This window comes from Anaeromassilibacillus sp. An200, from assembly GCF_002160025.1.
GTDB lineage: Bacteria > Bacillota > Clostridia > Oscillospirales > Acutalibacteraceae > Caccousia > Caccousia stercoris.
Genome location: NZ_NFJU01000013.1, coordinates 69,970 through 90,654, shown reverse-complemented (window position 1 = coordinate 90,654; position 20,685 = coordinate 69,970). Strand labels below are relative to the sequence as shown.

The 20,685-nt window shown below is 59.6% G+C and carries 23 protein-coding genes and 1 pseudogene; all 24 read right to left on the bottom strand.

All coding sequences use genetic code 11. The features are described 5' to 3' along the window. Positions 1-734 (bottom strand): annotated as a pseudogene (locus B5F35_RS08450) (hypothetical protein); the annotation flags it as partial. A gap of 1 nt (position 735) precedes the next feature. Then, positions 736-1,323 (bottom strand): phage tail protein I, encoded by a 588-nt coding sequence (locus B5F35_RS08445; RefSeq protein WP_087239959.1) that lies wholly within the window; start codon positions 1,321-1,323, stop codon positions 736-738. Beyond that, positions 1,316-2,452: a baseplate assembly protein gene (locus tag B5F35_RS08440; protein ID WP_087239957.1), complete on the bottom strand. Its 1,137-nt coding sequence runs from the start codon at positions 2,450-2,452 to the stop codon at positions 1,316-1,318. The genes B5F35_RS08445 and B5F35_RS08440 overlap by 8 nt, the downstream gene beginning before the upstream one ends. Next, the gene (locus B5F35_RS08435) at positions 2,445-2,756 is read right to left on the bottom strand and encodes a GPW/gp25 family protein (protein ID WP_087239955.1); all 312 of its coding nucleotides are present in this window, start codon (positions 2,754-2,756) and stop codon (positions 2,445-2,447) included. Before B5F35_RS08435 ends, B5F35_RS08440 begins: the two co-directional genes overlap by 8 nt. Before the next feature lie 4 nt (positions 2,757-2,760). After that, on the bottom strand, positions 2,761-3,159 hold the full coding sequence (locus B5F35_RS08430; protein ID WP_087239953.1) for a phage tail protein: 399 nt from the start codon (positions 3,157-3,159) through the stop codon (positions 2,761-2,763). After that, positions 3,156-3,398: a hypothetical protein gene (locus B5F35_RS08425; RefSeq protein ID WP_087239951.1), complete on the bottom strand. Its 243-nt coding sequence runs from the start codon at positions 3,396-3,398 to the stop codon at positions 3,156-3,158. Before B5F35_RS08425 ends, B5F35_RS08430 begins: the two co-directional genes overlap by 4 nt. A gap of 2 nt (positions 3,399-3,400) precedes the next feature. Beyond that, entirely contained in the window at positions 3,401-4,963 is a 1,563-nt protein-coding gene (locus tag B5F35_RS08420) for a contractile injection system protein, VgrG/Pvc8 family (protein ID WP_087239950.1), read from the bottom strand. Beyond that, complete coding sequence (locus B5F35_RS08415; RefSeq protein WP_087239948.1) at positions 4,960-5,169, bottom strand: tail protein X; 210 nt, start codon at positions 5,167-5,169, stop codon at positions 4,960-4,962. The genes B5F35_RS08420 and B5F35_RS08415 overlap by 4 nt, the downstream gene beginning before the upstream one ends. After that, positions 5,166-8,819: a phage tail tape measure protein gene (locus B5F35_RS08410; protein WP_087239947.1), complete on the bottom strand. Its 3,654-nt coding sequence runs from the start codon at positions 8,817-8,819 to the stop codon at positions 5,166-5,168. The genes B5F35_RS08415 and B5F35_RS08410 overlap by 4 nt, the downstream gene beginning before the upstream one ends. A 199-nt stretch (positions 8,820-9,018) precedes the next feature. Continuing rightward, entirely contained in the window at positions 9,019-9,384 is a 366-nt protein-coding gene (locus tag B5F35_RS08405; protein WP_087239945.1) for a hypothetical protein, read from the bottom strand. Between the two features lie 14 nt (positions 9,385-9,398). Then, complete coding sequence (locus B5F35_RS08400; protein WP_087239943.1) at positions 9,399-9,917, bottom strand: phage major tail tube protein; 519 nt, start codon at positions 9,915-9,917, stop codon at positions 9,399-9,401. A 13-nt stretch (positions 9,918-9,930) separates the two neighbouring features. Continuing rightward, positions 9,931-11,343 carry a phage tail sheath family protein gene (locus B5F35_RS08395; RefSeq protein WP_162611381.1) on the bottom strand — a complete coding sequence of 471 codons (1,413 nt, stop codon included), beginning with the start codon at positions 11,341-11,343 and terminating at the stop codon, positions 9,931-9,933. Between the two features lie 2 nt (positions 11,344-11,345). After that, the gene (locus tag B5F35_RS08390) at positions 11,346-11,693 is read right to left on the bottom strand and encodes a hypothetical protein (protein ID WP_087239939.1); all 348 of its coding nucleotides are present in this window, start codon (positions 11,691-11,693) and stop codon (positions 11,346-11,348) included. After that, positions 11,690-12,175 carry a hypothetical protein gene (locus B5F35_RS08385; RefSeq protein ID WP_087239937.1) on the bottom strand — a complete coding sequence of 162 codons (486 nt, stop codon included), beginning with the start codon at positions 12,173-12,175 and terminating at the stop codon, positions 11,690-11,692. The genes B5F35_RS08390 and B5F35_RS08385 overlap by 4 nt, the downstream gene beginning before the upstream one ends. After that, on the bottom strand, positions 12,172-12,753 hold the full coding sequence (locus tag B5F35_RS08380) for a phage tail protein (RefSeq protein WP_087239935.1): 582 nt from the start codon (positions 12,751-12,753) through the stop codon (positions 12,172-12,174). The genes B5F35_RS08385 and B5F35_RS08380 overlap by 4 nt, the downstream gene beginning before the upstream one ends. Beyond that, the gene (locus B5F35_RS08375) at positions 12,750-13,106 is read right to left on the bottom strand and encodes a hypothetical protein (protein WP_087239933.1); all 357 of its coding nucleotides are present in this window, start codon (positions 13,104-13,106) and stop codon (positions 12,750-12,752) included. The genes B5F35_RS08380 and B5F35_RS08375 overlap by 4 nt, the downstream gene beginning before the upstream one ends. Further along, the gene (locus tag B5F35_RS08370; protein WP_087239931.1) at positions 13,103-13,363 is read right to left on the bottom strand and encodes a hypothetical protein; all 261 of its coding nucleotides are present in this window, start codon (positions 13,361-13,363) and stop codon (positions 13,103-13,105) included. Before B5F35_RS08370 ends, B5F35_RS08375 begins: the two co-directional genes overlap by 4 nt. A 14-nt stretch (positions 13,364-13,377) precedes the next feature. Further along, positions 13,378-13,698 (bottom strand): DUF2190 family protein, encoded by a 321-nt coding sequence (locus B5F35_RS08365; RefSeq protein WP_087239929.1) that lies wholly within the window; start codon positions 13,696-13,698, stop codon positions 13,378-13,380. A gap of 17 nt (positions 13,699-13,715) precedes the next feature. Beyond that, positions 13,716-15,647 carry a phage major capsid protein gene (locus tag B5F35_RS08360; RefSeq protein WP_087239927.1) on the bottom strand — a complete coding sequence of 644 codons (1,932 nt, stop codon included), beginning with the start codon at positions 15,645-15,647 and terminating at the stop codon, positions 13,716-13,718. Beyond that, positions 15,631-17,130, bottom strand: coding sequence for a phage portal protein (locus B5F35_RS08355; protein ID WP_087239925.1), 1,500 nt, complete (start codon positions 17,128-17,130; stop codon positions 15,631-15,633). The genes B5F35_RS08360 and B5F35_RS08355 overlap by 17 nt, the downstream gene beginning before the upstream one ends. Before the next feature lie 4 nt (positions 17,131-17,134). Next, positions 17,135-17,344, bottom strand: coding sequence for a DUF6148 family protein (locus B5F35_RS08350; protein ID WP_087239923.1), 210 nt, complete (start codon positions 17,342-17,344; stop codon positions 17,135-17,137). Positions 17,345-17,349: 5 nt separating this feature from the next. After that, the gene (locus B5F35_RS08345; RefSeq protein ID WP_087239921.1) at positions 17,350-19,164 is read right to left on the bottom strand and encodes a terminase gpA endonuclease subunit; all 1,815 of its coding nucleotides are present in this window, start codon (positions 19,162-19,164) and stop codon (positions 17,350-17,352) included. Then, positions 19,161-19,706 (bottom strand): hypothetical protein, encoded by a 546-nt coding sequence (locus B5F35_RS08340; RefSeq protein WP_140401183.1) that lies wholly within the window; start codon positions 19,704-19,706, stop codon positions 19,161-19,163. The genes B5F35_RS08345 and B5F35_RS08340 overlap by 4 nt, the downstream gene beginning before the upstream one ends. Before the next feature lie 405 nt (positions 19,707-20,111). Beyond that, entirely contained in the window at positions 20,112-20,534 is a 423-nt protein-coding gene (locus B5F35_RS18700; RefSeq protein WP_242969445.1) for a DUF1492 domain-containing protein, read from the bottom strand. Positions 20,535-20,685 lie beyond the last annotated feature (151 nt).

Sequence of the window (20,685 nt, the reverse complement as noted above, 5' to 3'; positions counted from 1 at the left end):
ATGCCGGAGAGCGATGAGAAGGCCACCGTGAACGGGTTGCCGGTGATGTTCGTAAAGATTGCGTCCCAGAGCGTTGCGATCTTCGATTCGTTCATTGCCACACGCCCTGTCAGCTCCGCAAGGCTTTCCCCGACCTCTGTGGAAATCTGCCCGGAGAGGGAATCGAGATCGGCGCGGAGTGCGTCAACATCTTCCCCCAGAGCGTGCAGACTGTCATCCCACTTTTCCTCCACCGCCTGGATGTGTGTCTGCATTTGTTCTTCCAGCTTATCCGCTGCCTCCCAAATATCCTTTTGAGAGGCGAGAGCGGAGACGTCGAGATTCACCGTCCAGTTTCCGGAATTGCTGCAGGAAATGAGCGCGTAAAAAGTGAACACAAAATCCGGGGAAGCCGCTTTGTCCGGAATGAAATATCCCCTGCGATTTTGAAAGACAGCCAGAAGCTTTTCTTCGCCGCCTTCCAGCTGGGCCCAAACCCCAATCTGCTGCAGAACATAGGCTATTTCCGGAGCAGTCAGGCGGAGCTTCAGACGGATTCCGTCTTCCACCGGTTCGCTGCCGATAAGGCTGACCGGCTGTTTCCGGGAAACAAGCGCCGTCTGTGAGGGGAGCAAACCTGTGTCCACAGAGCCTTCTCCCGCGGCAGCGGAAGTGATCCGCAGAGACGTATGATCCACCCAAGCCTGGAGCAGTTGTGTGCCTGCATCCGTAAGGATTCCTTCCCAATTCGCCATTTCACCACTCCCTTGCTGTGCAGCCGTCGCACAGATCGATTCCGACCATGGCCGCGCCTGCATATAATGTGATTTCCGCTCCGCCGTCGTAGTACTCGACTTCGTCGAGCTGAGAGCGGAGATTTTTATACAGTTCAAGCCGTGCCATCACACGCTGATGCTTGAAGGAACTTATTTCATCGCTGGAAACATTGACGGACAGACGAAAATGATAGGGAGGGCCATCGTATTCCCACCATTCAATCACTTTCGTATTGGGATAAATGGCGGAAAGAGCGGTTTCCACAGCTGCTTTCGTTCCAAGAGTCCGGTGAACGTGCCAGCTGTCCCTGAGAGTCTGCCTTTTTTCCTCCAGCGAATAATCGCCGTCCCACCAGTCCACCTTGAAATCCTGCGCCAGGAGATCCAGGAGCGGCTCCGGCAGCTCGTCTATCCGCGCGTAAAGAATCAGGCTGTCAATCTCCGCTTTTCTTCCGGCTAACGCAGCAGCAGCACAGGAAGCGAGAGCCGCTGTGCCGTGGTCGTTTTTGAGAACGTCCGGCAGGGCGCGGAGCATGTTTTCAGCGGTCGGTCCCCAGCGTTCATTCATCCTCGAACCCTCCGTTTATGATGGATTTTTCGTTAAACAACGCAATCTGCGGGACGCTGCGATCGCTTCCATCCCGCAGAGCCTGATAAGAGGGGGAGGTGACCTCCACACGCTTGACGCCTGTCTGCATGAGGAGGCTGATCAGCTTGCTGGGATTGATATCCCGGCCAAGCTTGGCGCATTGCCAGTTGATGTATTCCTGCACGGCGGTATGGACCGATTGTTCCAGTTCCGCCGAGCCGAGTACGGAATCGGAAGGGACGTAATAGGTGACTTGAATCGAAGCTTCCACCACTTCCGGATCCTCGACGGACACGTAATCCGTCAGAGGACGGACTGTGTCGGAGCTGCAAGCGGCCAGAACGGCTTTTTTGAGTTCCGGCTGCGCGATGGAACCATCCTTCATCAGAACATACAGCGCCACCTTTCCCGCTTCCGGGGAATTCGCCACCACATCGGCAATTTCCGTTGAAACCTTTTTCGCGTGGTAAATGTAGCCGCCGCTGGGGCCTGCGGTGCTGTAGGAATCCATCGCGGCCCGCATCAGCTCATAATACTCGTCGTCTGAAGGTTGATCCGAGCCGCCGTCGCTGATCGTGAGGTTTTCGCACCGGTCATAGTAGGGAAACAGGTCGATGAGGGTGTTCAGCTGTCCCACGGCGTATCCATTTCCGACTATGCCGGGCGTCTGGCAGCGGATCAGAACGTCAGCGAAGGTTTCTCCAGACTGGATATAGACGTCCGAAACTGTTTCCCACACCAGGGAAGAGCCTGCGGCTGCCACTCGTGTTCCGCCTGGAATCAGGATGGCTGAGCTTTGCACAATAGAAAGGAAAAAGCGTTCCGTGCAGACGGCAGGCTGTGCGGCAGGGCGGCTGACACGATAGAGTTCTTCTCCGATCGCATCAAGGTTTTTTCCTTCCGCACGGCTGGGGAGATTCTGGTTTCCCACATAGTTGATGGATTCCCGCTCCTGTATAACAATGCCGGCCACCCATTGCAGAAAGAGTTTTTCCGGACTGGAGGGCTCAACAGCCGTGCCGGTGATTTTCTCATACGCAGAGGTCAAAAAGGAGATCACGGAATTGACGTCTGTGCTGACGTATTGGTATTCCACATTTCTAGCCATTGAGTTCCACCTCCGCCGCAAGGCTCAGATTTCCCGGGGAAGTCTCCTGAACGACAACTTTGATCAACCGTGCTCTCGGCTCGTATTGCTGGATGGCAGTCTGCACCTCCGACGTCAAAAGAGCTTGTGCAGTGGGGAGAGGGCAATCGAGAAATTCCATGGAGATTCCAAAATCCCGATACAGGGGGACGCTGCCTTTTCGTGTGGAGAGCAGGATGCGCAGACTCTGCAAAACAGAGGCCACGGGATCCGTCTCGTTGAGACGAAGAGGTGCGGCAGCGTCCGTTGTAATTTGATAGCGCATCTTCTCACTCCTTGCTATATTCACGCAGGCTGACGGATACCGTCGCAGCCGCGATACGCCCCCGGCCGTCAAACTGTGTGACCTGTAATTTATGGCTCACAATCACCCAGCGATACTCTCCATAGGGACGGCTTCCGAGAGAGAAGGGGAGCGTCGTTCCGTTTTGTTCGTACTCCCGAAGCAGAGCCATAGATTCCTCAGGCTCCACACCGAGCGAGCGGGAGAGGAAAATCGAAAAGGACAGCTCGTCCGGATCGACGCCGGTGAATTCCAGAAGGCCTTTGGCAAGATGCCGTTGGTGCGTGCTGTACTGCGCCGATCCCGACCATTGCAGATCGTCGATCGTCTGTACGGTTTCAGAGGAAACCTGAAACACCAGGTTGCCAAGCGTGCCGATCCTCATGGCAGCACCCCCAGCACAAAGCCGTCCCCATCCGCCACAGGCAGATACAGTACAACGACCCTGTCATTGATTTTGGGCAGCTGGTCGGGAAGGTTATGACGAAACCGGCTGAGATAGGGGAGCCAGTCAGAGACAATGCCTGTTTCGGATAAAATCACGCGGACCCGGCGGCCTGCCTCATCAACAGAACTGACGCGCCCAATCTGCACCATGCGCGCCACGATGTTTTCCAATTCCATTGCTATCCCTCCAATGCACGCCGCAGCACCGCTTGTGTCGTATAGCCGGAGCCGCTGACGCTGTGCCTGGCTTGTTTGACGATGTATTTGCCGTCCCACGCACCCCATCCCTGGAGCGTTGCCGTGACTCCCGCCGTGATCGACGGACTGCCCGGAAAAGTAAAGGTTGCTGTGCGTGCAAATTTATTGTGCAGACGCAGATGTTTGGCGGCCAGCTCCTGCGCCTGTGCAATGCTGGATACTTTCGCCGTCACCTCAAGCTGCTGGTTGTTTTTTGCGTCCTCTTTGTAATCTTCCGCATAGGCGATGCCTTCCCACGTCCTTCCGGTTGCCGGGTCCGCATACCGTACCCGGCAGGAAGAATATTTCGTGTCCGCCGTTCCTGTGGAAAGATCATATTTGAGGTAGCTTCCGTCTCCGCGTGTTATCGTGAAGGAGGAAGGCTTCTGTTCATATGCTGCCTGGTCGAAGAGCACCAGGATGCGGTTGGATGCTTTGAGTGAGATTCCGGCGCTGTGACAAAGCCGTGAAAGAAACGCGATGTCGCTCTCCTGATACTGCTCCACACGCGAGTAAGAGGGATCGCAAGCGGATTCAAACAGGTACGCCATTTCATTGGAGACTGCTATCTCCCGCGCGATGCCGGAAAGGCTGTACGATTCCCAGGCTCTGCTTTTCTTTGTCTGCCTGATTTGTGAGGAGTAGGGAAGGGAGGTGGCCTTGATGGTGATGACGGCCGGAGGGCCGGACGCCTTGATGCTGTCAAGCTCAAAGGCGCCGCATTCCAACAGATCGTCTCTGCCGTTACCCGTCCAGTTTTCCCGCAGAATGACAGCTTGTATGGAAAACCCTGTTTGCGTGGGATTCTCATTTTCTTCCGTGACGTTCTGGGCTTTGGAGCCTTGCGCGCGGATATCCGATTTGTCTACCCATCCGTACACATTCGAGGTTCCGTCTGTGTTGATGAGGTGCCAGGGATGCAGGCTGCCCGGATTGCTGAGTGTGATTTTTGCCGGGCCCTGTTTTGCCGCATACCCCTGATTTCCCGTTGAGCTGACATAGTGGCGGGTTCCCACAAAGTCCACCGTATCCCCCACAGAAAAGGAGTCCGAAGCGCTTTCGGTTCCGATTGCCGTCAGGTATTGCGCGCAGACGTAGGCCGTTTGCCCGCGATACACGGTTTTTGCCCAGCCTGCGGAGATCTCAGAAACAGAGATCTCCGTTCCATAGGGCAGAGCACCGAGTTTCTGATATCCTGTGCCCGGTCCGGTGCGGACGTTCAGCCCGATCGCGGGCGTCACGCGGTACCGGGAAGCTTGTGACGATGACACAGATGAGGCTGTCTGGGAACCGGCGGAGGCAGCCGCGTCCACCGCTCCGGTCAGCCAGCTGGTCAGCCAGATCCCTTCCTTGTCCTGCAATTTGATTTGCAGATCGTCGGCTTCGTCCTCTTCGTTGTCCGTATAGGTGAGGGAAAGCAGATAGGGGCGAATGGAATCCGTGATATTTACCCCGGCAAATGAGAGTTCCACCGCTGCCCGGCGGGACTGTGAAGTTTCGCTCATCCCATGGCCTCCTTCCAGGGCGGCAGAGAGGAATTTTCTTCCGCGGCGGCGTTTGGAATGGTCAGTTGGATTCCCGCGGGAAAGAGATAGAAATCAAGGTGCTGCCGGTTTGCTTGCATAAGGCGGGACGTATACTCCACTCCTCCCATTTCCCGGTAGGCAATGGAGTCCCACATATCGCCCTGTATGGTGGTATAGGTTTTCATCGGTAAGCCCTCCTTGCCGCGTCAATACCGGCCTCTTCCAAAGTCCGCAGGATGAGCTCCACCAGCTCCTCATCACGGGAGACAAGCACATTCCGAATTTCCCCGGCGTTTGCAGAGCCGCTGATCTGATAGGAGGGGGAGACGACAAGGGAAAGTTCTCCGCCGATGGGTGCGGTTTGTGCCGCGGCGGAGGGAATCGCTGCTTCCGCCTGTTGTGCCGCCAGCAAAGCCGTAAACTCCGGAACGGAGGAGAGAGTCTGCATCTCCTGGGAAGCCAGAGCGAAGTCCTGTGATACGGAGGCAGGCAGGATGGTTTCCCCGCCGCGCAGCCGCATCAGCTCCGGGCCCAGCTCGCCGACCCAGGCCCAGCCGGGCGGTGCGTCCGGTGTGCCGGATGCGAACCCTCTGTCCGGCACAGAAGCGCTGCCGAGGGCGTTGGATGCCGCGCCGGCTAATCGTTGATATGCAGCCTGCACCTGCGGCAGCATAATGGTTATACCATTCAAATACCCCTGAATCGTTGCTTTTCCGCTTGCGGCAGCTTCTTCCCCGAGGTTCATGGCTTCAATGTCCGCAGCCAGTTCCGTTTGCAGCTCGTCCATGGCAGCCGAAAAATCCGTTTTCAGATCGGCCATGCTGCCTGCGGTTTTCTCCTGCTCCGCCTGCAGCTCCTGCCAGTTGGAAACCATGGCGGCCAGTTCTTCGTCGGTAGCGGAAGCCATGCCGGCTACCGCGTTCACGCTGTCGGAGCTGCCGTCCGCGAAGCTTGCAATCATTTCGCTGAGCCCCGCGATATCCTCCCCGCGCGCGGTCAGATTTGCGAGATTGTCGTTGTAGCTTTGCCAGTAGGAAACCTGACTCTCCAGAGCGGAATTAATGGCGTCCGCGCCGACAGCGACAACCTCCGCCGCCTGGTCCCAGAGCTGATATTGTCCGGAGACGCTTTCGAGGGCGGCGGTGTAGGCTTCCGTGTAGCTTGCCGCGAGTTCCTGTACTTTCGCGTTCGCAGAGGTGAGGATATCCTGTACCGCTATTCCGCTTTCGTCCATTTCCTCTGTGTAGCCGGAAAGTTCCTGGGTTAAATCAGCGATGGCGTCCTGATTTTCCTCGTAAGCGGTCCGTGCCTCCTCCTCGGCGGCGGCAGCGTTCTCCCAGGCTTCCTGTGCGGAAGCGACTGCATCGCCGTATTCGCGTATGGTTGCCAGATAGGCGTCTCCATCCGCTTCCATCCATCCGCCATCCTGGTATGCGTTATAGTATTCCAGGTACTGCTTTTTTGCGTTGGTCAGCTCATCCTGCCGGTTTTTGGTTTCCTCAATGTCGGCTTGCAGTGTTTGATACAGACTGCCTTCTTCACCGATGAGCTTTTTCAGCTGTTCATAATTTTCCGCATGGCGTTCTCTCGCCAACTCGGCTTCTACGACGCCTCGGATCGCTTCGGCCGACAGATTCAAACTGTCCGCGTATTGATCATAGGAAAGAGCCAGCTCCGGCATTGCTTCGTTGAGCAGATCCACCACAGCGAGGATTTCCTGCTTGACCGAGGCGGATTTTCCCTCGACAGCCATCAGCTCTTCCAGCTTTGCCATCAGATTTTCACTGCTGCGCGTTTCCTTGTTCAGGCTTTCGACCGTCTCGTCGTAGGACGCCATCAGTTCATTGTGCGCGTCAATGGCTTCGCGGTGCGCGGCTTCCAGCTCTTCCGCCGTCTGCTTTTGTTCCTCAAACGCGGCGGTTGCTTCGTCGAGCTCCGCTTTCAGCCTTTGGGCTTCATAGGAGGTGTCGCCCATTGACGCGCACACCTCGCCGTATTCGGCCTGGAGTTCCTGCATTTCTGCATACTGGGCACGGGAAGTCGCCGTCAGCTTCGCGAGTTCGTCGGCCTCTTTGGACGCCGCATCGTTGAGTGCGACAATGGCCGCTGTGACAGCGGCGACGCCCACCGTCACCCCCATAATGATGTTCAGCCCTGGAATGGCCGCGCTGGCCAGAGCGGCGGCTTTGGCTGCTATCGTGTAGGCGGCCACTGCCGCCGTCGCGCCGCCGATGACGCCCGTAAACGTTACGACGGCTTTGACCAGCGCCGGATTGTCCCGAATGAACTGCGCCACGCCGTTGAGGACGTCGGTTCCCACAGCGTAAGCCTCTTTCAGTTCCGGTGTGTATGCGTCGCCGATGGCGGCCTGTATATTCCGATAGCTGTTTTGCAGCAGGATCAGCTGGCTTTGGGTTGTGGCGTACCGTTTTGATGCTTCCTCGGTTAGAGCGGTGTTTTCCTCCCAGGCGGTGTTGGCCAGATTTACCGCTCCGGTCATCTGTTCCGCGGCAAGGCCGAGGGATTTGAGCATGTTGCTCTGCCGCACGCCTGTCAGGCCGAGACTCTCGAGCACCAGCACGGTGCTTTCGCCCTGTTCGTCGAGCTGCCCGAGCCCGCCGATGAAGGAGGTCAGCGCGGAGAGCGCGTCGTTCTGCCAGGTTTCCGCAAAAGTCTCAGAGGACATACCGGCCAGACGCGCGAACTCGTCAAGCGCTTCTCCGCCGCCCGCGACGGCGGTTTCGATAGCGTTGAGCGTTTCCGTCATGGCTGTGCCTCCGGCCTCCGCTTCAATGCCGACGCTTGACATTGCCGCGGCCAGGGCAAGGATTCCCGGTTCGCTGATTCCGGCCAGCGTTCCGGCGGAGGCAAGGCGCGTCGCCATCTCGGTGATTTCCTGCTCCGTTGTGGCGAAGCTGTTTCCGAGATCAACGATGGTCGCGCCCAGGCGATCGTACTCCCCTGCGCCCATGCCCGTGATGTTGGCAAAGCGCGCCAGAGCTGTGGCGGCCTCGTCCGCCGTCATGTTGGTGGCCGTGCCGAGCATAACCATGGTTTCCGTGAAGTCGAGAAGGGCTTCTTTTTGAATCCCGAGCTGTCCGGCCGCCTCCGCGACGGCAGAAATCTCCTCTGTGGTTGCCGGAATTTCTGTGGAAAGGCTTCGGATGGAGTCGGCCATGGCGGCGAGCTCCTCGTCAGAGAGGTCGGTCGTTTTTGCCACACCGGTGACGGCCGTCTCAAAGTCCATGGACGCCTGCGCGCAGTCGGCAAAATATTGAGCAGCTTCCCGTATTGCTGCGGTGATACCGGCTGCGGCAAGAGCCTGACCAATCTGTTCAAAAGCCGAGCTTGCCGATGTGCCAAGTTTTTGTGCCTGAACAGCCGCTTGTTCCTGGTTTTCCTTCAGTGTGTGGATTTTTTCGGATAGCTCGGCAGAGCTCCGGCCGAGATCGTTCATATCGATCCCGGCGTTCTCCATTGCCTTCTGTAGTTCTTTCAGGCGCTCCTTCTGACGCTCGTAGGCGGCGGAGGTGTCGTCGATTTTTACCTGCTTGGAAAGCAGCTTGTTTTCAAGTTCAGAGGAGAACGAGCCTGTTTCCTGAATCTCACGCTGGATATTATCATACTGCTTTTGCAGCCGATTCAGTTTGACTTCTGTTTTCTCCAGTGCCTCCTGCTGCTTCTGATAAGCGGTAATGTCTTTCTGCTCCTGCTGAAGATCCTGGATGCGCTGTGTGACTTCCTTGAGCTCCTGCTGTGCCTGCTGAAAAGCCTTGGTATACCCAGAACCGGTCTGCGCATTCAGCCGGAACAGCATCTCATATTCCTTTGTCATCTTTTCGCCTCACCTCCTTTTCAGATTTTTCTCAGGCGGTTTCGTTCCCGTATAGCATCCTCTGTGAGCTGGTTGCTGGACGCAATCCACCGCGCAAGAGATACCAGCGGAAGGGAAAGCCAGAACGGTGCGGGTGTGGCGTTGGCGCGCGCCAGCGCCAGACATTGCTGCCGCAGCCACGCGCCGCCGTCTCCGGCTTTTATTTTGCACTGAGCAAAAAATTGCGTGCCCTCCCGATAATCGCGTTGTACTCCGTGATCGGCATGGCCCGCAGCGCGTCCGTGCCGATGCGCGTTCGGCGTCCGCCCGGTTCCTGAATCACGGTCGTGCAGGCTCTTGCGGCCATGCGAACGAGATATTCCCCTGACAAGGCAGGCACAAAAGCTGTCTTGTTGAGCAGGAGCAGCTCCTCCTCAATGGCAAGGCTGTCGCCGCCCGTGAGGGAGGCAAAGTCAAAGGTCAGCTCCTCGAAGGTGTGCCCCTGCCAGGAGAAGGGTTCCTTGAAGGTGTGGGTATAAGCGCCCACAGCCTTCTCTTGTACGACGGAAAGGGTTTGTTCTTCCATAAGAGGCATCCTCCTTATTTACCGAGGGCGGCCCGCACATCTGCGAGATAATCCGTCCCGTTGATGAAGCAGATCGAATTGAACGGGTCAATTTCGCGCACGCGTTCGCCGTCAATGTAGGTCGCCCAATAGCGCACCGCGTAGGTACCGGAGCCGTTGGTGGGGCTTGCAGGGGCCACGCTGCCGCCCGCATCCGTCTTGGGAAGCACGGTGAAAACGTGCTTGATCTCCTGAATTCTCACAACGCCGTCCGTCGGGTCTTCCACCTGCATGGCGGCACGCAGCTGAATGGTGTGCAGACGCGGCTCCGAAAGCCGCACGTTGCACGACGTGAAATTGCGGAAGGCGAGCCCCAGCTCCATCGTGTCGTAATACCCCGCGATGCCAACCTCCACGTTTCCGGAAATCCCGGCGCCCGAGATGGTCTGCATGATGGCCGAGAGCGTCGGCAGTGTCGCTGTCGCGACGCCGATTTGCTCGATGTCGTCCTCAAAGACGGTAAAATTGATGGTGGATTCATCAAAACCTGCCATGTCGTTCCCTCCTTTACTCAAACAGCGAGTCGGCGTAGCTCGCGTCGTAGGTCAGTGTGGTGGTAATCTCCTGTGCCGGAGAGGGAGGAGTCAGGGCAATGCGCGGCTTTACAATGCCGGCCACAAGGTTCTCCTTCGGATTGTCCGCCTCGGGAATTTCCACCCGGCCCCCGTAGAGATAGCCGCTGCCCGTCAGTCCGTTGAGCCAGATGGTTGCCCCGTCGATGATGCTGTCGAGCCTGCGCCGCAGAATCGGTTTGTCCAGGTGATTCCAGAAGGTTTTCACAAGCGTGTTTCCCACCCAGTCAAACATGCGGGAAACGGGGATAAAGGCGTTTTCGGGGGCCGTGTCCGCAGGATAGCACGCCGTATAATTTCCCCAGGCAATCCACCCGTCAAAGCCGTGCAGCGCCGTGACAATCCCGACCGCGTTCAGCTCGTTCGCCTCACTGAGCGTGAGCAGCACCTCGCTGCCGTCGGCCAGCGCCACTCCGTCGCATTCCAGAGCACGGTTCGAGGGCGACTCATACGGGCAGCCGTTTCCCGCGTCTACCCGCGCCATGAGCGCGCACAGATGGGTGCTCATGTGATACAGCCTGCCATTCTTCTGCGGCATCGGCCAGCAGACGATCTGATTTTTATCCGTGAGAGCGAGCTCTGCCTTTTTGGCAATGGCTGTACTGCCTGTCGTAGCGTCGGTGCAGTCGAGATCCAAAACCGCCTTCGCATGGAACATACCCTGCACATTTGCCGCCTTGACGGCCATCACGGCGGCAACGCCCGCATCCTGGGAATAACCGGGCGCACAGAGGAGATCCGGAATTTTGCCGACCGTCACCATGCAGCGCTCCACGGCTTCCAGGCCAATCGCCACCTCGTCCGCGGTGACAGAGGAGGGCGTGACCTTGCTGTACGCCACATTGAGCTGCGCCGCCTCAGCGGCAGAGCCGTCCGGGAGCACTTCGAGGATAAGTTTTCCATCGTCATCGTAAAACGCGCTGTAGTCCGTCCCCTCCACATACGGTTCCCCGCTGCCGCCCTGCTCTTTGACAACGAGAGTATCGTCGAGGATCGCTTCCGCCGGAAGCTTTGCCTGCCCGTCCCCGACGGGGATATCGGCAGCCTCCGCGCTTTCCCGCATGGACGCGGGGTCCAGCAGGTTGCAGAAAATGGCCGGGGCCATGCCGTAGAGACGAAAATGTACGTCCATTGCCTCGCAGAGGGGATAGGACGTCCAGTCGTCCGAGTAGCCGAGCTTTTCCCGCGCGTCCTCAAAGCTTTCGCACAGAACCGGAACTCCCACCTTTGCGGGCGAGGACGCCCCCTGTACCGGTGAGGCCCCGATATAAAACGGGATTCCGCTGTCCACCACTTCCGGTGCGGTTTTGGCTTTTGCTTCCTTTGTTACATATACGCCATGCTTCATTGTCATTTCCCCTTTCCTGCGGCGGCGCACAGCTCCCCATAAATCCGGGAGAGCAGGCTGCCGCCCGTCTGAAGCTTACGCCGCGATTCGATGAGTCGATCCGCAGGCACCAGCAGGCTTTCGATTTGCGGGTACTCCTGAATCGCCCGTGCAAGCTGCTGTGCCGCCTGGTCTTTCGTTCCGCGCAGGACTTTCCCGTGCTGAATGACGCCCCGGATGTTGGGGCCGAGGTACACACAGTAGCCGCCCTGCGCCTCCGGCTTCTTTGCGGCGGTTTTTCTGGCCGCTTTCCTTCCTGCGGAGGGCTTCTGCTCCGTCTGAAGCTCTTCTTTCTTTTCGTTCTCGTTCATGGTCTGACCTCTCTTTCTATTCCCGGCAGCCTCCACCGGCTCGCCATTTCTCCGGCGTAGTAGGAGGCGCTGTCGTCAGGGTACAGGATGATCTCCAGCCCCGATTCCAGGTCCAGCTGATACCGCTGATCCAGCACAACCTGCCGCAGCAGGGCAATCCGCAGCCGCTCCATGAGGTTCAGCAGCAGCATCCCGCCTTCCTCCTCATCGGGGCAGTAGACACAGAAGATGGAGCGAATTTCCGTTGTGCAGGCCGCCTGTTCGCCGGGCTTTTGCGCATCCTTGCCGGTGATGATCTGATGGATGATATACGGCGCTTTTTTCTTTGCCGCTTCGCTGTCCGGCAGACGCATCAGGTGCACCTCAGCCGGACGCTCCGACGGCGTCTCTTCCGCCGACTGTACACGCACCGGCAGCAGCAGATCGCGCGTCGCATCAAGCGTAAAGCGTTTGAGTTCTTCCAGAAATACCGCTCTGTTCATCTGCCGCCCCACCCGTTGAGAATTCTTGTGATTTCGTGCTCCACACGCTTTTCATACGTGGAGCGGATTTCCTCGTCCATCTTGTCCACCGTTTCCTCGTGCGCATAAAACGCCGCTACAGCGGAGGGGCCGAAGAGCTCGTGGATTGGATGGCGTGCATCTCCCTCGCGGACAAAAACGCCTGTATGCTGTCCCTTGACACGGGAGACAAAGGCATTTGCAATCAGTTTGCGCACGTTGGAGCGCAGTACACGAGCATAGATCCGGCCGTCCGATCCGATTTGCGTGTCAAAGCGGAGCAGTGGAATGACATAGCCGCTGTAGCCGAAGGTGACTTCATATCCGCCGGCATTGTCCCGAACCACACGGTTGATTTGCTTTGTCCGGGATTTGAGTTCCTTCTGTCCAATGGCATACTCGCCGGAGACAATCCGCATTCCCACTGTAAGGCCATGCTGCGCGGCGCGCGAGAGAGCACTGTTCACGGCACGGCGTGCACCGTCCGGAATCCCGGCCAGCAGCTTCTCCGCGCGGTCAAGGCTCTGTCCGGTGATTTCGTCAAAGAAAACGGTATTCATTCGTCGATCGCCTCCAGTTCCATCTCCAGCATCCCCATTTCACACACAGAGCGTTCCACACGATACCGGTAAAAAAATGTTCCGTTTTCATGGATTTCCACTGTCCGCCCCTGTTCCGGTGTACAACCTCCGAGGGCTTCCGCCGGGCAGTACAGAATACTTGTCACACGGTACAGGCCCTCGGCATGGTCGTGGGAGAGGCGGTTTCGCGCCTGCTCCTCAGCGCCCGTGAGGACGACGGGGATGCTTTCATAGAGCGTCCCGTCGTACCGGATGGAGCGTTCTTCCGCCAGCTCGTCAAGATTCATGAAAATCTCGTGGTTGTCCGATTCGACCAGTTCCCGGAAGCTCATCTTCCCAGCGTGAGCTCGACCTGCTCCGCCTGCTTTCGTCCGGATTTCGGGGAACTCTTTTCCGGCGTGTTCTCCTCCCGGCTTTCCTTGCCCGCTTCCGGTGCGCTCTGAGAAGGCGGGGGAGAGACGCTTTCCGTTGTCGGTACGGCATTTCCCGCGCGCAGAAATTTTTCCTCCACTTCCGCGGGAAGCGAAATTCGTGCTCCCTCCCGGATCAGTCTGCCATTCCAGAAAAAGGGACATTTCAGCGTTATCATATCTCTTGCCCCCTTTACAACTTCACGAGAGCAACAGCGGCGGAATCCTGCTTTGCTTCGACGGCAATGCCTGCCGCGATGTCGCCCTCGGTTGCTGTCACCTTTTTGCCGGACGCGTCCCAGTAGAGCTTTTGCCCCTGGGTGAACGCGGCGGAAGTGTCTGCGGGCATCTCGTAGACGCCGGAGAGCTCAATTACGCCGGTCGCGCCGGGTGCGATGTCTGCGGCGGCCACGCCGACACAGTTTGTCAGTGCCACGACGTCGCCGTAGCGGATTGTTTCCTCACCGGCGTTTGTGTACTCAATCGCCTTACCGGGCTGTACGTATCTTGCCATTACGTTTTCCTCCTTCCTTACGCCTTGCCGGGATTCTTCACGAGTCCGCGGTAGCCGAGCAGCGTCACGCCCCGGTCGCCGTAGACACGGTAGCGGATGCCAAGCCGGTCAAAATCGGTCTCTGTTTCGACCGTCGGAGCCTCGACGCCGTTGAGGTAGGAGACCTCGATCGTCGGCGCAAGCGACGGATGCGCCGCGAAGTAAAACGGCTGCGCGCCGCCGTCCACATCAAGCTCCGCGTCAACGACGGGCGTCATCGCGCTGCGGAACACGTTCGCGACGCCGGAGTTTGTCCCCTCGGGAGCCGCAAGCGAGTGCAGCAGCTGCTCCACCTTCGTCTCGTCCGCCGCGCCGCAGAGGACGAAGGCGGGGGAGAGGTTCAGACGGGTGACGCCGTCCGCTTCCGTCTGGCGGCGCATCAGGAGCCGCGCTTCACTGAAAGAGTCGGTGCCGGGCGCGGCGGCTGTGCCGAGATTTTTGTGCGCGCTGCTGAACAGCTGATCACCGTCGAGCATGGCGGGATTGGCCTTGAGCAGCGCATATACCGCCTGATTGATCCCGCGCTGGAATGCCTGTACATGCGCCGTTACCATCCGCAGAATGAGATCAAATTCGTCGTTGATGAACATCTGCCGCGTGAAGCTGAGCATCTTGCCGACGGTGATGAGCTGCCGCACGGCTACCGGCGCGTCAGAGAGCTTTGCCTCCGTGAATTCGCCGCTCTGCGGAATTTCGCGGAGCGTGCCTCCGTCGTTCACCTCGTAGATGTTGGTCGGCTTAAAATCTTTGGCGGAGCCGACACTCGTCCACGCCTGGTAGGTGGTTGGGGCGTGCTGCATCGCGCCGAGGACGGCGCGGTTTGCCGCGTTCGAGGTGATGCTGACGAACGCGCTGTCCGGCGTCAGAGAGCGGCGCAGCACCTCGTCGGCGCTCAGGCGGGCGGCGTTTTCACCGCTCACGCGCAGGCATTCACGCGCGACATCCTGGATGCCCATGCCGCGGAATTCCCGCGCGCCGTCCGCCGGATGCTCCACGAAAACGCCGCTGCGCAGGAGCAGGCCGTCCGTCGCCGCCGCCCGGAGCTTGTCTCCCTCGTCCGTTGTCACCTGCACACCGCGCGTCTCGGCGGAACTGCGTCCCACAATTGGCGTGCGTTCCTGCGAGAGCCTGTCAAGAATGGCGGCGCGCACTGTTTCGACGCTTGTGCCCTCCCGGATGTACGCGCCTGGGTCTTCGCCGAAGCTGCGGCAGAGCGTCTCAATCTCCGTCGCGCGGCGGCGCTCCGCAAGCACCGGATCCTCCGCTGCCGGAGCTTCCTGAGCCGCCGGAGCGCTCTGTGCCGGGATGGTTCCTGACTCGTTTCTTGTGATGTTTCCCATGCTGTTTGCCTCCCTTTCTGTTTCCATTTCCATCGCGCGGCCCAGCCCGACGGTTGCGTCGGCCGGTACCGGCTCCAGACTGATTTCATACGGCGTCCATTGGATGCCGAGGGACGCCGGGCCCTCGATGCGCCCGTCCGGGCTTGTATCGCCCGCAGCAAGCTCAAGCCACTGATTCACCTTGCAGCCAACGCTTACGCCGGAGAGCATCCCGCGCTCGAGCTTGCCTTGCAGACGCTGCGCGTCCGGATCGTCCGTGTCGAGCTCAATCACCGCGCGGCATTTGCGCTCCGCTTCGTCAAGCCAGGCGCGCACCACGCGCCCGACCGGCAGCTTCCCGTAGCGTGGGTCCATCCCGTGGGCAAAGAGCAGGCTGCCCGCTCCGCCGGGCGCAAAGCGGGAGAGATCGACCGAGTCCTTTGTGTGCAGGAGGATCTCCCGGCAGCCCCAGCGGCTGACCGGCGCTTCGCTCGAAAAAGAGATCTCAAAACGGTTTGCACCCTCCTCCGCGGCCCGGCATTCGAGTGAGCGGAACAGCATCCGCGCGCTGTCCTCATGGTTTCGATTCATTTTCTTCCCCTTCCTCATCTTCGTACAGTATCGTTTGCGTGATTTCGGCGCGCGTCAGGCCCAGCTCCTCCGCCAGCTGTTCCTCGCGTGCCCGCTGCTGCAACACCTCGCGCCAGTCCCGGCCCTTCCCGGCGCAGATGGATTGCAGCGTCGTCTGGTTTGTCTCGAGCGCAATTTTGTTTGCGTTCGCCTCTTTCTGGGGGTCGATCCACTCCCAGCCCGCCGTTACCCATACGTGCGCCCGGTACCGCTCCGGTGCGTCAAAGTAGCCCGGCAGCGTCAATCGGCCGGAGAGCGCTTCGAGATCGAGCCACAGCGGATAGATCACGTCGAGCAGGTGGTCGATGATGTACTGCTGCTGCATCCGGTACGTCCGCTGGTCCTCGAGCAGTCCCTGCCGCGCCGAGGAGTAATTGACCTGCGACATATCGCGGGCGACGGCTTCATAGCTCAACCCGAGCCCGCTTCCGGCAAGGCGCTGCGTCGTGCGCAGCGTCTGATCCACCACGCTGCTGGTTCCCGCTTGTGAGATGGTTGCAACCTTCTCGCCCGGTTTCAGATAGGTGATGCTTCCCTGTTGGAGAAGCTCTGTGGCCGTTTGCTCGGATTTGGAGGCGTCGGGTTCCGCTCCCGGCAGGCCCCGGCCGTAGAACGGTGAGCCTGTCAGTGTTCCCTGCTCCTTTTCCACCGCGACGGAGAGGTGTGCGAGCACACGTTCCTTCTCAATGGCCGCGTCGATGAGCTCGTTGAGGTCATCCACACGGGGCAGCGTCGCCGCGGCGGGGGAGATCTCTCTGACCTGCGAGGGCCGCGTGAGGTACGGCAGATCAATCACACCCTCCGCCGGATAGCGCTCCGTTCGCAGCCAGGCTCCCCAGATGTCGTACACCTTGATGTGATACGCCACCGGGCGGCGGTATTCGTCCACCTCCACGCCGCCGTAAACGCGGTTCTTCCCGCAGACGGTGATGGAGGTATCCAGCTCATCCACCTCGAGCAGCTGTAACCGCAGCCGCCCGTCCTGTACGGCAAGGAGCAGAAGCACGCCGCCGTCCACCATTCGCCGCCGCACACAGAGAGCGATCAGCTCATTCAGCGTCCAACGCTCCGTGATTTCACACGAGTGCAGCGAGCACCAATCCCGCCAGTTTGTTTCGATGCGTTCGTTAAGCGATTCATCCTCCGTTTTGGCCTGCAAAACAAAACCGGTCCCCACCACATTGCGCTCCATCGCGCCAAGGATGGCTTCCATCACGTCGCTGTTGCGCTCGAGGTCCCGCGCCCGGGCGCGGATGACATCCCGCCCCGCCTGGTTTGTGGCTTCGCCGGTGCGGTTCGTTCGCTCCCAGCCCGCGCTGCGCGGGGAGCCGTCCTCCGCTGTGTAGGCCGAGCGCGCCAGCATCCGCCACGCTTCCCGGCGGCATGCGAGCCGCGGGGCCAGGGGGAGGAGCATCCGGTTCAGCAGACTCATGCGATTGCCCACCGTCTCACCTCCTGCGCGGCAGCACCGCCGCCGTGATGGAGGGCCGCTCAAGCTGCGAAAGCTTTGCCTCGACGCGCTCAAGCTCCGCGTACAGTGACGCGAGGTCGGCCCGGCGGACGGTGCGGTTCCCGATGCGGTATTCCTGCGCGCCGTTCTCAATTTTTTCAATCGCCTTCATCAGGCTTTCCCGCCGCACCCTGTATTCTGCTGTCATCAAAATTATCTCCCCTTTCTCCGGAAGGTGCCTCCGGATGTGCCTTGTCCCGGAGCTGTCCATCCGGCAGAAGCTGTCTCCGCAAAGGCGTCCCCCTCTTCCCGGATGCTCTCCTGCGCCCGTACATAGATGCTCCGCATTCCAAGCAGGTCGGCCGCACACGCGGCATAAACTTCTGCATCGAAATAGTGGTTATCGCCGCCCGTGACTTTTGGTTCCCACTGGGTCACGAGATGGCCGCGCACACGATGGATCACCTTGTGCTCAGCCGTCACCATCTCGGCGTACTCCGGGTCGCAGCCGCTGTGCAGAAGCCAGCCGCCGCTCTCCTGACCGCGCAGGATGCGGGAGAAGATCATGTCCTTGTAATAGGCCGTATCCACCAGAATGAGCGGCATCCCTTTGCCGAGCCCATCCTTTGCGATGACAGACGTTTTATACCGATCGAGCAGCCGCGTGCTGGAACCCTTGACGGCTACCGCCCAGGCACGGTTGACAGCGCAGAAGGCATACACATCGTCCGTCTGGTCGCCGGAGTCGATTGCGGCAAGGTTGACGAGCATCGGATTCCCGTCCGTCCCCCGGTACGGCGCGTTCATCACCTCCTCAATCTCCGGCCAGGAGAATGCCTGTCCGTGCGCGACGTTGTAGCTTGACAGATCGGAGAGCCAGGCGCGCACCGTCCAGAAGAAGCTCTTTTTCTGCACATCCACTCCGCCTGTGAGGAACACAGTGCCGGGCGGCACGATCCCCGCGGGATAGCTGCTCTCGTTTTCGTCAAGCAATCGCTGTGCGTCGAGTGTGCGCTCCACCTCGCGGAACGGTTCCCCGAGCCAGGAGTTGACAAAGTTTTGCAGCTTTTCCGGCGCGCGCTGTGAGTCGATCCACTCGGCTGCCGCCTCGCCGAAGCGCACCCAGGGCGAGTACAGGGCGTTGAGCCGGAAGGCGATGCGGCGTTTGCCGCCTTTTCCTCCCGTGCGCCGCCATTCCCCGGCGAGGAGCATTCCCGGCTTGTCGGAATTCTTGATGACGCAGCCGCACTCCTCGCAGACATAGCAGGCTTCGCGGAGCGCCTGATCCTCCGTGCAGCCGTCCGGAAATTTGAGCTGGCGGAGTTTGAACGTCCACATGGCTCCGCAGTGCGGGCATGGGACGAAGTATTCCATCTGGCTTCCGGCTTGCAGCCAGCCCTGCCAGATGGGGCCGGTCTCAAAGACCGGCGTAGAGGCGTGCACCGTCTTGCGGCTCGTCGCGAAGGTGTGCTGGCGCTCCATGGCGAGCTTCGCCGGGGAGGCTTCCTTCCCGGCGCGGACGGGGAATTTGTCTTCCTCGTCCAGAAACAGGTACCGAACCGGGCGGCTCGCAAGGTTGGACGGCGAGTTTGCGGAGACAAGAGCCAGGCGCGCCGAGTCGAAAACCAGGTCGAGCCGCTTGCTGCTCTCGTCATACTGTTCCCGCAGCTGAGGACAGGAGCGGATCATCGGCTGTAGCTTTTCTTCGCTCGCCAGCTCGCAGAGATCGTCCTTCGGGTAGACCATCATCATCGGGCCGGGATCGCAGCAGATGGCTTTGCCGATCATGTTGAGCATCACCGATGTACCGCCGACCTGCGTGCATTTCACAAAGGTGATATCCTCCACCTCGGGATCATCAAAAGCGTCCATGATGCCCACCAGGTACGGCGTGACGTCGTTTCGCCACGGCCCCGGCCGTGCCGACTCGGCGGGGGAGAGGATGCGGGACTGCTCCGCCCACTGCGCCGTTGTCAGCTCCTGCGGAGGCCGCAGCGCCCGCAGCGCCTCGGAGAGCCAGCCCGTCACGCGTCCGCCTCCTCATCGGGAGCCCAGACGCCGGAGACGGCCATCTGTGAGAGCGCCTGTGTGATGCACGAGCGGATGAGCCCTGCTGCCGTTCGGCCCGTTTCGCTGTCCGTGTGGTCGGAGACAAGCTGCGCCAGCGCTTCGCCGAGGCCGAACGACGACGCTCGAAAGACGGCGAAGAACTGTGAGAGCTCGCGCACGACGTCCCCTCGTCGAAGAAACTCGCCGTTTGCAATTTGGTTCCGGAGCCGTGCCCCCTCAAGCTGCTCCTGTTTGAGGAGAGCCTCATAGTGCGTCTTGAGCTGGGCGGGCGTCATCTTTGAGGGATCGGTGCGCGCCGCCTCCGCCAGACGTTCGCCGTCCTTTTCCGTGCACCACGCCGTCACCGCTTTGATATCCCAGAATCCGTATTTGAAATGAGGGCATCCGCTCTTTCCCCAATTTGAAAGTGTTGCGGGCGTCACGCCGAAGTAAGCGGCAGCATACCGCGTACTCGCGATGATGGTCCCGTCCTCGAAGTACAGCTCGCTCTTTTCGGCCATAGAATCCCCCTTCCCCTGTTGCTCGAACCCCCGGCGTCCGGATCCGTGATCCCTCCGCGAATCCCCAAAAACCACAGCCCCGTTTCGGCGAATCGCCGGATCGGTCCGCGTCTCGCAAAGCTCCGTCACCCTGCCCAAAAATCCCTGAAATTTGGCGGAAAAGGTCCCCGTCAAGGATTCAAAGTGATTTTTTTCGCTTTTATCCAGACGGATTTCGGGGCTCGGATGCGCCGCACTTGAGGGTCGCCCTCCGGAAGGACCCGCGAAAGAAATTCGGGCAGAAAAAAAGAGGCGCTCCCTTGCGGGAACACCTCTGCATGATGATTATACTTCAAGAACGGCGTGCGTTTCAAGCTGACAAACTGTGCCGTTCCCTGCCATTTCGTGACATTCCGCGCCAACTTTTCAGGAGGGCGCGCGGAAGAATGTGCTGCACCGGTCAAGGCAGCGCGCCGCCTGGGTGAGGCGGCGGTAGTAACTGCGCTCCGAAAGGCAGTAGTGCTCCATCAGTTCGCGCTTCGAACGCCCGACGAGGTAACGATCCTCGAGCAGGCCGCGCAGGTCGCCGTCCGGCATTTGGGCGAGCGCCTTCTGCAGCTCGCGGCGGAGCTCCCTCGTCTCGAGGGCAGCGCGTTCCAGCTCCTCGCGCAATTCGAGGAGAGTGTCCTGCCCGCCGCCGGACCGACTTCGTCCGTCTGGGCGTGCGCCGCCCAGGGCGGTGAGCTCCGCACGGATGCCCTTCCAGCGGTTCACCTCCTCGCATTTGCGCTGGAGACGGTCACGGGCGAGCAGATACCGGCGCAGCTTTTCCTGCTGAAAATCTGTCATAGACGTCACGATCCTTTCTTTTGTCGTCATTGTACAAAAACAACGCTTCTCGTTTGGCGTGAAGGGTGGAGGGTTGTGGAAGGTTGTCGGGGAGCGGAAAGTCCTTTCTGTTTCCTGTGAAGGGATTTTCCTTTTCAACTTTTCTCTTTCT